The organism is Ruegeria arenilitoris, assembly GCF_013035425.1.
GTDB classification, from domain to species: Bacteria; Pseudomonadota; Alphaproteobacteria; order Rhodobacterales; family Rhodobacteraceae; genus Ruegeria; species Ruegeria arenilitoris_A.
Genome location: NZ_WQHX01000002.1, coordinates 561041 through 572209, shown reverse-complemented (window position 1 = coordinate 572209; position 11169 = coordinate 561041). Strand labels below are relative to the sequence as shown.

At 50.9% G+C, this 11169-nt stretch carries 12 protein-coding genes; 1 reads left to right on the top strand and 11 read right to left on the bottom strand.

Translation table 11 applies throughout. The features are described 5' to 3' along the window. Position 1: 1 nt before the first annotated feature. The 3 genes from GOV45_RS08395 to GOV45_RS08385 are packed head-to-tail and all read right to left on the bottom strand — an operon-like array spanning position 2 to position 1358. Positions 2-355 (bottom strand): succinate dehydrogenase, encoded by a 354-nt coding sequence (locus GOV45_RS08395; RefSeq protein WP_170476347.1) that lies wholly within the window; start codon positions 353-355, stop codon positions 2-4. Continuing rightward, positions 352-684 carry a succinate dehydrogenase gene (locus GOV45_RS08390; protein ID WP_170476345.1) on the bottom strand — a complete coding sequence of 111 codons (333 nt, stop codon included), beginning with the start codon at positions 682-684 and terminating at the stop codon, positions 352-354. The genes GOV45_RS08395 and GOV45_RS08390 overlap by 4 nt, the downstream gene beginning before the upstream one ends. Beyond that, positions 684-1358, bottom strand: a complete 675-nt coding sequence (locus GOV45_RS08385) for a succinate dehydrogenase/fumarate reductase iron-sulfur subunit (RefSeq protein WP_170476617.1) — start codon at positions 1356-1358, stop codon at positions 684-686. Before GOV45_RS08385 ends, GOV45_RS08390 begins: the two co-directional genes overlap by 1 nt. Before the next feature lie 172 nt (positions 1359-1530). On the opposite strand from GOV45_RS08385, the gene GOV45_RS08380 reads away from it, so the two are divergent. Next, a complete protein-coding gene (locus GOV45_RS08380; protein WP_170476343.1) occupies positions 1531-2373 on the top strand; it encodes a nitroreductase family protein in 843 nt (280 codons plus the stop codon). A gap of 138 nt (positions 2374-2511) precedes the next feature. Here the strand turns inward: GOV45_RS08380 and GOV45_RS08375 are convergent, their stop codons facing one another. The 8 genes from GOV45_RS08375 to GOV45_RS08340 form a co-directional block, all read right to left on the bottom strand. Beyond that, positions 2512-3546 (bottom strand): zinc-binding dehydrogenase, encoded by a 1035-nt coding sequence (locus tag GOV45_RS08375; RefSeq protein ID WP_170476341.1) that lies wholly within the window; start codon positions 3544-3546, stop codon positions 2512-2514. Between the two features lie 232 nt (positions 3547-3778). Further along, positions 3779-4249, bottom strand: coding sequence for a TspO/MBR family protein (locus tag GOV45_RS08370; RefSeq protein ID WP_254447942.1), 471 nt, complete (start codon positions 4247-4249; stop codon positions 3779-3781). A gap of 16 nt (positions 4250-4265) precedes the next feature. After that, a complete protein-coding gene (locus tag GOV45_RS08365) occupies positions 4266-4778 on the bottom strand; it encodes an aggregation factor core (RefSeq protein ID WP_170476339.1) in 513 nt (170 codons plus the stop codon). A 209-nt stretch (positions 4779-4987) separates the two neighbouring features. Continuing rightward, on the bottom strand, positions 4988-6523 hold the full coding sequence (locus GOV45_RS08360) for a cryptochrome/photolyase family protein (RefSeq protein ID WP_170476337.1): 1536 nt from the start codon (positions 6521-6523) through the stop codon (positions 4988-4990). A gap of 173 nt (positions 6524-6696) precedes the next feature. Continuing rightward, positions 6697-7278, bottom strand: coding sequence for a molecular chaperone TorD family protein (locus tag GOV45_RS08355; protein ID WP_170476335.1), 582 nt, complete (start codon positions 7276-7278; stop codon positions 6697-6699). Beyond that, complete coding sequence (gene torA, locus GOV45_RS08350) at positions 7275-9740, bottom strand: trimethylamine-N-oxide reductase TorA (protein ID WP_170476333.1); 2466 nt, start codon at positions 9738-9740, stop codon at positions 7275-7277. Before torA ends, GOV45_RS08355 begins: the two co-directional genes overlap by 4 nt. Positions 9741-9751: 11 nt before the next feature. After that, positions 9752-10939, bottom strand: coding sequence for a pentaheme c-type cytochrome TorC (gene torC / locus GOV45_RS08345; protein WP_217362442.1), 1188 nt, complete (start codon positions 10937-10939; stop codon positions 9752-9754). Positions 10940-10970: 31 nt separating this feature from the next. Continuing rightward, on the bottom strand, positions 10971-11144 hold the full coding sequence (locus GOV45_RS08340) for a periplasmic nitrate reductase, NapE protein (RefSeq protein WP_170476331.1): 174 nt from the start codon (positions 11142-11144) through the stop codon (positions 10971-10973). Positions 11145-11169 lie beyond the last annotated feature (25 nt).

Here is an 11169-nt window from a genome sequence, read left to right as displayed (position 1 = left end):
GTTAGATAGCCTTCAAAAGGAATAGTGTTGCAACCATGAACGAAACAGCAGCGGCACCTGCAGCCAAGGATTTTTGTGGTGCGGTCCAAGGTAACCATTCCAACGCGATCAGCCGCAAGCCGCCGAAAAAGTGGACAGCAAGCAGAAACACCAATCCGAATTCTGCCAGCTTTACAATCCCGGCATCAGTGAGCTGCAAAAACCTGTCCAGCTGCCCGGGATTTGTCACAGCCAGTGCCAATACCCAAAAATGCAAGGGTAGGAACAAAGCTAAACCCAACCCCGATAACCTGTGCAGGGCGTAAGCGAGCCAGAGAGGATGCGCACGCGCCTTGATGCTCTTGGACGCCTTCATGCGAAAGTCACCGCCCAAACGGCGCGCGCTCCCAATACGAAAAGTCCCACGTATGTCAGCCAGCCAAAGCAGTTCAAAGCCACGCCTTTTAGTCCCGCCCATTCAGAGACGATCGTTCGCAATCCAATGGCACCGTGGATCGAGGCAGCAAGTACAAAGGTGCCATAAAACAGGAACCAAAAAAACGACCCTTTGGTTCGCCCCAGAATTTCGGCTGTGCTTAACCCTCCTTGTACGGCGTATATCATCACTAACAGGTGCCCTAGAACCAAAGGCGCCATTGCTACAGCGGTAATTCTCTGAAGCATGTAAAGACGCATGCTGAGCATCAACGACCCTTTCTGAAAAATGACTTGGCGCTTTCCCTCTTTAGCCCCGCAATTGCGGACATCGGGTCAAGCTCGTTCGGGCAGTAAGCTGTGCACGAACCCATTGAGTGACAATTTTGGCATCCTCCGGCTCCTGTCACCGCATCAAGGATTTTTTCCCGCCCGTTGTCCTTGGTGTCATTCAACAACGTCCATGCGCGTTGCAGAGCTGCTGGGCCTAGGTATTCTTGATTGGTTGAAACCGTGTCGCATGCAGCATAGCAGACCGCGCAATTGATGCATTCAACCCCCGCATCCGATGCAACTCTGGCAGAGGATGTGGGGTCAACCTTTGCAATCGGGTCTTCGCGGGTCAGCGCTCCGTGGTGCAAACCTTCTGCCGCTATCCATTTGTCAAAGAAAGCGTCCATGTCGACCACAAGATCTTTGACAACTGGCAGATTTCGGAGCGGAGCTATCGTAACCTCGTTCCCGACAAGCACTTTGGAAATATGCGTTCTGCATGTCCAGCGCGGGACACCGTTAACCATCATTGCGCAACTGCCGCACATACCTACTCTACAGGCGAAACGGTAACTGAGGGTTGGGTCAACGTTTTGTTGAACCCATGAAACTACATCCAAAACGGTTTGATTGTCGTAGGCTGGCACATCAAATTGCGTCCGAGCACCCATAGGATTTGGGCCGCGTTCGATTATTGCCTTGATGGTTTGTTCAGTCACTGATTGCGATGCCTTCCAAAAGGTTCACTGTCACTATACTGGATGGCCGAGCTCAATAACCGCGAATTTTTCTTTCGCTTTTTGTTAGCAGGGCTTGATTGGGGATTGGATAAGAATTGAAGTCATGAAAAACGAAACAAATCTCGACCTGCAGCAGTTGCTTGATTACCGTTTCGGCGATGCGCCTCGGCTTGATGGAACCGAACCACATGGCAATCTTATTGACTCGATGGCGGCACGTGGTTCGTGCAGGACGTTTTTAGACAAAGCTGTGCCAGATGGGTGGGTGGAAATGTTGTGCGCGGTCGCTCTTGCAGCGCCAAGCAAAAGCGATTTGCAGCAACGCGATATCGTGCTGCTAAAGTCTCCGATCGTTCGAAGGAGTCTTGTGGACCTTATAGAGGATCAGGATTGGGTGGCCGAGGCACCGATGATGGCCGTTTTTTGTGGCAATAACCGCCGCCAAAGGCTTTTGCACGAACGACGCGGAATCCCATTTGCCAACGATCACCTCGACGCGTTCTTCAATGCAATAGGTGATGCCGCAATCGCACTGGGCGCCTTTGTAACCGCTGCCGAGGCACTTGGCCTTGGGTGCTGTCCGATTAGTGCGGTCCGCAATAAGGCTGCGGAGGTTTCTGTGCTCCTTGGCCTTCCAGAGTATGTTTTCCCTTTCGCAGGGCTGGCATTTGGCTTCCCTACAGAAGCTCCAGCGGTTTCAAAGCGCCTGCCATTGAACGCCACATGTCACACTGACCGTTATCAAGAGGACAAAATTCTTGAGAAGGTTGATCGCTATGATGCAGAGCGGGCAAAGGCGCAACCTTATGGTAAACAGCGTTACCCGTCGATCTTTGCCGAAAGTAATAACTACGCATGGTCTGAGGACAAAGTACGTCAATATAGCCAATCTGAACGCGGTAACTTTGGGCAGTTTGTCCGTGCTCAGGGTTTTTCGTTGGACTGAACAAACTTTGGTGCAAGAGGTTCAGGCATGAGCAGCCCGGATTTTGGAGAGGCTTGGAAAAGCTCGAGTTACGACGCTTTCAATACCGATTTGATGAGCTTGAACTAAAGAACCATTTTTAGTTCATACGCGAATATACTAACTTGAGAAGTTCGTAATCACCGCCGTGCCAGGAGGTGTTGGTCCGCTCATTGCGCGAAGCTCTGCGCTTGCATCAGAAAGGTTTACCTCCCTGTCAAGCATTGGGCTAAGGTCCACATCGCCACGCTCGATCATACCTAAAAGCGAGGGGTATTTCCACGATGGCATACCCCGCGTGCCATAAAACGCCAACTGCTTTGAATAGATAGCACGCATGTTGATATTCATCATCCCGTCACCAGAAGGCATGCCAATGTGGACATGACGTCCCAGTGTCGCCAGACACTCAACGGAAGCATTCGTCGTCGCCTCGATACCTAGCGCCTCGATGGAAACCTGAGCACCGCCGTCTGTTAAATCTTGAATCGCCTGAACAACGTTGTCCCGTTGTGCGTTTACAATTGCGTCTGCACCTAAACCTTTTGCATGAGTGAGTTTTTCATCAACGACATCAACTACGACCACACGCGCGCCAAGCATTTTAGCCAAAAGCAAAGCCGACAAACCAATTCCACCTGTCCCGTGAACAGCAACCCATTCACCGACGCGAACATTCGCGCGATCCGTCAGCGCGTGCCATGCTGTCGTGACCCGACAGCCTAATCCGGCTGCAAGGGCAGGGGATAGAGTGTCCGGTAGATGTACTAGGTTGTGGTCAAATGGAACCGCAACAAATTCTGCATAGGCCCCAGGCGAACCGAACCCTGGAACCACGGATTTTTCGCATGTGTTAGATGCGCCTGTCTGGCATGCAGGACAATCTCCGCATCCCAGAATAAACGGGGCAATTAACCTGTCACCGACATTGTGCTTGGCGCTTGCGCCGGCTTCGACAACCGTTCCACAATATTCGTGCCCTAGAATTGAGCCGTTGGAAACTTTTGGATGTCCTCCGACCCATCCATGGAAATCCGATCGGCAAATCCCGCAAGCGGCGACCTCCAGAACTACGCCATTTTCTGGACAACTTGGGGAAGGAACATTTTCGATCGATAAGTCTTGGTTGAATTCTCTTACGACTGCTGCACGCATTTTTTCCCTCGTAATCGTCTTTTTACAGGAGCCTAAGCCAACGACTCTGGTTTTTTTGTTAGAACGATGGCTTTCCAAAGTTGGGTCACTGTAGCCTACTTCCTGCCCAAGTCACGACGAGTGTTCACCCCAGGGACAATTAAATGGGACCGCATCCATTTCGTTTAACCAGGGGCAGCCATTGCCGGGTTGCAAACGGTGCGTCAAAGTTTCTTGACAGCGAAGTTTCTGTTCAATTCAAAACCGCGATTGACAAATTCAAGATTGATGCAAAACCGACCCACAACAAATACGGTATAAATGCCACGGCAGAAACCCGATCCGCGACCCAATTCCTCCGTATGAATATGATAATTGTTGTTAACAACAAGACTATTACGCCAAGGGCTACCCACGGTTGATGCAAGACGAAGAAAACGGGGGACCAGACAAAATTTAGTCCGAGCTGAACCCACCAGATTTTCATTTCCAAAGAGGGAAGATTGTTTTCGAAAGTTCGCCAACCTGCCAATGCGATTAGCACGTAAAGGACGGTCCAAACCGGGCCGAATATCCAATTGGGCGGATTAAAAGCCGGCTTGTTTAGGTTTGCATACCATTCTCCGGGACCCGTAAGTATGCCGACCGTTATTCCTCCACCGATGACGAGTAAAAGAAAGGCAAGGCGTGTCGCCAGTTTACTCATCTGCGTCTTGTCCCCCATCGAGCCACTCCCGCCATCAACAGCCTTTTATCGCAATTTCGGCCTTGGACTGCGATGAAAAGACACCCGCGGCGATTTGATCATTGCCGGTGAATGATATTGTTGCGCCTTCGATCTCGGCGCCGGTGACAGTGATTTCCCGGCCTCCCAATGTATCATCAACGTCGATCGTAAACGAAACCAATGCTCCCGGAGGCATATTCCCTATGAGCAAATCGATCCCTGACATGCCATCTGTCACTTTTGGTTCGCCTTTTAAGATGGCGCTTCCCTCCACTAGTTCGAAGGGCTGAGAAACTTCTACGCCTGCGCCGTTGGACGTAACGTCAAATATCAGCGCCCCTTTTGACGTTCCGAGATCAAGCCGCAGGGTCGACTCTGTGATATTGCAATTACCCGTGTTTTTGATGTTGAAGCGGTCCTTTGGGGCACCTTCTAAAAAACTCACTTGCAAATCAGCCGAAGCTGCGGTTGCAGCAAGAGCAAAGACAGCTAAAAAAGCCGTCCGGGATATTAATAATGAGCCCATTACTTTCATCCTGTAATTTTATAGATTTGTATTTGAGTTACGGCCAAGACGTGTTTCAGGATCAGTATTGATGAGACGACACGGAAATCACTTAATCATGCTGCTAAGTATGCCTTTAAACCCTGATATTGAAACAACGATCCAATCCAGCGACGTGGAGTGGATGGCGAAGGCGAAAAAAATTATTATTTTTTATATACTAATGGAGCTTAGTTAATGCTTTCCAGCACCTTTTTTGCACTTTCCAAATATTCGCTTTGTTTTGCTTCCGACATTCGATCCCAAGTTCTGTAAACATTTCCCAGACGTGGGTTGTCTCGCAGATTATCCGAATTGCGCTGCAGAAAATCCCAATATAGCGGGTTGAATGGGCATGCGTTTTCGCCGGTTTTCCCTTTCACATCATACCGGCACGTAGCGCAATAATCCGACATTTTGTTTATGTAATTCCCGCTTGCCGCGTAGGGCTTTGACCCAAGAAGCCCGCCGTCTGCAAACTGGCTCATGCCGATCACGTTGGGCGCTTCGACCCATTCATAGGCATCCGCGTAAACAGCCAAATACCATTCATGTACTTCGGCTGGATCTATTCCCGCCAGCAAGGCAAAGTTGCCCGTAACCATAAGTCTTTGGATGTGGTGGGCGTAAGCTTCGTCGCGCGTCTGCGCAATCGCAGCGGCCATGCACGCCATGTCAGTTTCACCTGTCCAGTAAAAGGTTGGCAGAGGGCGTTTGGCGTTAAAATAGTTCTCTTGCGTATAGCCCGGCATTCGCAGCCAATAGATGCCACGAACAAATTCTCGCCACCCGATTATCTGCCGGATGAACCCTTCTGCCGCGTTCAATGGGGCATTACCTTCGTAATACGCTCGCTCAACCCGGCGACAAATCTCCATCGGAGACAGCAGCCCTGTGTTCAAGTATTGCGCCAGAACAGAATGATATAGAAACGGCTCGTTGGACAACATTGCATCCTGATAGTCGCCAAACTGGGGCAGGGCGACATTGACAAAATGCTCCAATGCCATTTTTGCGTCATTCCGCGTGACGGCAAACCAAAAGGGGTGAAGGGATCCAAAGTTTTCGCCAAAGTTGTCCTCGACCAGCTGCAAAACGTCCCTGGTTGTTTGGTCTGGCTTAAACTGCATTGGTTGAGGCATGAACAGATCCGGGTTGGCGGGCTTACGATTGTCAGAGTCATAGTTCCATCGCCCACCTTCAGGTTCGTTTCCTGACATCAACAACCCTGTTTTGCGACGTATCTCGCGATAGAAATATTCCATCCGCAGTTGTTTTCGTCCCTCTGCCCAATCGCGAAACTCCTGATGACTTACGAGAAAACGGTCATCTGGTAGAACGGCCAATCCAGCACAGTTTGTAAACGCTTGGGACAACCTGAATTCTCCGGGCTCGGTTACAAACGCTCGAGCAATTTTCAGTTCGTTCTGAGCACGAGCAATTTCTCCGGCCAAGCTGTTTGTATTCTCAGGATCATCCAAGCGCACGTATCGAACACTCCAACCCAGAGACTTAAGCTCTTCGGCAAAGTGGCGCATTGCGGACAGCACAAACGCGATCTTTTTCTGGTGATGCGGGACATATCGCGCTTCGGCCATGACTTCGGCAAACAACACAATGTCCCTTTTTTGATCTGCAGCACGCAGAGCAGCGATATCCTTCGATAGCTGGTCGCCCAAAATCACGATCAGTTTTGGCTCTGGCTGTATTTTGTTGACCGTCTCCATCCTCAGAAGGATAGGTTCATTATGCTTAAAAACGAGCGTCCAAGGGCAGGTTGTTTCAAATATTGTGCCGTCCGAATACAGGTGCGGGTCTCAGTTTCAGACTTATTGGGAATTTCGTTCAATGCGTAATCTCTTTCGGTCAAGGCCAACTTGCGATCACGCACAGAGGGCACCTATGTCTTTGCTGTTTGCGCAGCGGCGCATTCCACCACAAAAGCCTCAGTCAGCGTCACGAGGTACGAGTAAAACGGTGCAACCCAACGATGACTTTGAACCTTGGCAGAAAACCCTTTGTACCAAGGCAAGATAAACTCAGAGGCAAATACAGCTGGATCCATTGTGTCAGGTTTTTGTTCCAAACACATCGCTAGGTATTCCAGGATTATGGCCAGATGATCTGCTGGTTCAGAGAAATTGAGAGCAACTTCTTGGCCGGATTGCTGCAAAAGCGACTGCATCTTTGAATGGGGGGTAGACATAAGCGCCCCATCTCCTTGCCACGCCGACGCATAGAGCGGTGCAGAGTCTTTGCCACCGGTAAGAAATAAGCTGGCGTAACTGATTGCGAGATCCCTTTTGGTTTTCCGGGGATCGGACCACGTTTTCATTTCATCTAATAGATTGTGAGCTCCGGCCACTTCAGAAAGTAACGCGTCCGCAACCCCGTCAAAACATGCACAGATGGTCGCTTCGTCAAGTTCACGGGCAAACATGGTAGACAAGAAACGTATCAGTTCCGGGGAATGCTTAGTCATACAGTGTTCGGTCCGCCAAAGGCTGTAACAGCGGGTACGTCGCCTTCGAATTTCTCTATCTCAACAATACAAGTGTTGGCCGATGTTGCTTGCGACAGTTTTGATGCTCCGACATCTAAAGTTACCGTATTTGGGTCACCGTACGTGTCGAGCGAGCCGGGTGTTGCGTCGACGGGGCCGTACCAGGCTCCCTCGTAAATTCGGATTACGCCCCTTGGGTAATCGTCGCTCAGGACCGCACCAGCCAACAATTGGCCGCGATCGTTGAAAACGCGCACGATATCCCCGTTTTCGATCCCTCGTTCAGCAGCGTCGTAAGGATTTACGTAAACAGGCTCCCTGTCTTGCACGGCGTAGGTCGCTCGGTAAGGATCGCTCTCGCACATCTGCGAATGAAGACGTTGATCCGGGTGGCAAGATTGTAACCAAAGCGGAAACTTGTCGGACCCTGGCCCACCGTGCGAGCGTTCGATCTTTTCCATCCATTTCGGATGTTCTCCACAGTCATCGTATCCGAAATTGCCAATAGTTCGGCTGGAGATTTCGATGAAACCAGAAGGGGTTCCAAGAGCATTGATTTCCGGGTCTTCGCGGAAATCTGCATGGCGCACCCATGGTTCGCCTCTTTCAAATCGAACAATCCCATTTTCCCAAAATTCTTCGAAAGAAGGCATCTCAAAGCTTCCTTCGTTGGCACTGCGGGTCGTTTCGTAAAGGCTTTCGATCCACTCCATTTCGTCCCACCCACGCGTGTATTCCGTTTCACGGCCAAAGCGTCGGCAGAACAGCGAAAAGATCTCAAAATCAGTTTTCGAGTGGAATAAAGGGTCAACTAACCTCTTCATCGCAATCACGCCAGAACGGGAATAGGATCCGTAGCTGTCGATATCATTGCGTTCGAATTGAGTACACGCTGGCAAAACCAAATCAGCGTGCCTGCAGGTGGCTGTCCATGCATAATCAATGGCAACAATGGTTTCCAGCTTTTGGATTGCTACGCGCATCTTGTTGTGGTCTTGGTGATGGTGGAACGGATTGCAGCCGGTGAATATAGCCATTCGGATGTCAGGGTATGTGACCGTGTGCCCGTTGTGCTCCACAGTGCCCCCGGGGTTCATCAAGCAATCAATCCATCGCGCGACAGGGATTGTGCTGCTGGCGCCCAGAAAATTGTCGTCCGAGCGCACAGGATTCACGCCGATATCCAGGTTGAGAGGAAATGCACCGGGCATACTGGCACCCGAAGTTGGCACGCCTATACCGCTGTAGTGATGAGAATAGCTGATCCCGCCACCCGGCAGTCCGATCTGACCCAGCATGGCGGCTATAATCGCACCCATCCAGTATGGCTGTTCTCCGTGCTGTTGTCGCTGAACTGACCATCCAAAGATGAGTTGCGTGCGATCTGACGCAAGTAATCGCGCAAATTCTTTGATCGTATCAACTGGAACACCGCAAATTGGCGCAGCCCATTCAGGTGTCTTTTCGACGCCGTCCTCCGCTTCGCCCATAACATAAGCCATGAAAGGCTCAAACCCGAGGGTGTATATACTAAGGAACTCTTCGTCATGCAGGCCTTCGGAATACAGCGTGTGTGCGAGCGCTAGCATGAAGGCGACATCCGTCATTGGATTGATATAGAGTTGTTCAGCCCCGATGTGTTTTTGCGTTTTGGTGCGAACCGGATCGACGCTTATTGCTCGGATATCACCAGCGGCTATTTTGTCCTTCAATTGATCGAAATATTCAAAAGGCTCATGTGTTTCACATGTCCATCCAACTTGCAGATTCTTTAGTGGGTCGTTTGCCCAGAAAATGATGTTTTTGGCGTTTTCCAGAATCAATGGCCAACTGGTTCCCTGTGAGTAAACTTCTGTAGAACCAAGCACATAAGGTAGGATAGTCTGACCTGCACCGGTAGAATAATCGCCTGCTTTTTTGACGTACCCGCCATACATTGAGACAGCGCGGTTCATGTGATTTATGCAAGAGTGGAACTGTCCGGTTTGGCGCCAGCCAGTAGCCCCGGCATAAAGACCCGAAGGCCCGTGCGAAATCTGCACACGCTCCATTTCTTTAAAGAAAAGATCAAGGGCCTCATCCCACGTCAGGCGAACAAAGCGGTTGTCGCCTCTTGTCGTTCGGTCGGCATCTTTCCGATTGTCGAGCCATTCAGCCCGAGCCATAGGGTAACGCACGCGGGAAGGGGAATAGATCAGGTCTTTGATTCCGTTGATCATATCTGTCGGATGCGGGTCATCCGCCAGCGGTCGCACTTCGGCCACCTGTCCACCTTTGACCAGGGCTTCGATCGCGCCCCAATGCGAGCCTGTCGTTTTCCAGCTGCCGACAGACGTCAGTTTCTCAGCTCGAGCCGTAGTCGGCTGAAGGAGGCTTGGGCCCAGAACTGCGGACAGTCCTGCCGCCCCGGAGCTTTTCAAAAATTCACGGCGCGTTGACATTGGTGTCCCCCTCAGTGCGAGCCGCTATAGTCTGCGGAATGTTTCTGCAGGTAGGTCAAAACCAGATTGGCTTGTGCTTCATCCATGTTGGTGAACCCGACCATGCCATTGAATTGCGCGGGCCAGGAATTGGTACCGAAGTGATCAGGGTCAGGTTGAGCGTGACAGGTGGAGCAATTGGCTGTGTAGCTTTCTTCAGCTACGTTCCAAAGCTCGTCGATCTCATCCACAAATCCCTGTTTGTCTGACCAAAGCGTAACGGTAACTGGTGCCCAGTCCAGCCCGGTTGCTTCGTCGGTTTGTGGTGCAGATACCTCGACAAGGCTGGCGTCCTGAGCAGTGTCCTTGGAAAGGATTGCAACTCTGATGTTGTGCCCGAATTCGTCGAAAATCACCCGGCCAAAACCCTTGTCCTTTCGCCAAGCCTTAAGCGCGAACTGAACTCGATTATTGTTTTCATCCAGCACTTCGATGGCGGCACCAAGGGTCAGATTCCCTACTGGCTCCGTACCGTCTGCGCTGTCGAAAACAGGGATATCCCGAATTGCGAAGTAGTCCTTGCCAACAGATAAACTGCCTGAGTTTGCCTTGTTTTCCAGCTTGGCCATTGCCGGGCTACCGACGGCAACATTGTCAGGAAGGTGATGAGCTATCCCTTTATGGCACTCGATACAGCCTGTATCCAGCGCCGCAGCTGGCTCCATATAGAAACGCGCTTTGGCAGACATGGCGTTCCAGTCCATGCTGTCGTAGTCATGGCAATTTCTACACTCGAGCGAGTTATTGGCTTCTAAACGCGCCCATTCATGCTTGGCCAGTTCCGCGCGGCGGGCTTCGAATTTTTCACGAGTGTTAATGGTTCCGAACACTGCCGCCCACACTTCCTTGGACGCCTGCATTTTTCTTGCGACCTTGTTGGTCCATTCGTGGGGCACATGGCAATCCGGGCAGGTGGCGCACACACCGGTTCGGTTTTCCCAATGGACCGTAGATTGAAGTTCTACGTATACGTTGTCGCGCATTGCGTGGCAGGAAACGCAGAATTCTTCAGTGTTCGTGAACTCCATAGCGGTATTGAAACCACCCCAGAAAATGATCCCGGTGATGAACCCCCCGAGACTGATAACGCCAAGACTAATTGTCGTCGCAGGGCGCGAAACTGTGTTCCAGAATGATGATAACGTGGACTTCAGAGACATTTTAACGTGCTCCTCGGTTCATTTCCGGGTTTTACAGAGATCCGGTTGGTGGCCCATAGATCATTTGAAGGAGCCAGACGGTAAATCCATACACCCCGACACCAAGGACTGTAATCCCGGGCAGTAAAATCAACGTAATAAATAGGAAGGACAGCCATTCACGCCGGGCTGTACCTTTTGATCTGCTGACGGATTGATCTGACATAATCACATCGCCTGCTTTAAGATTG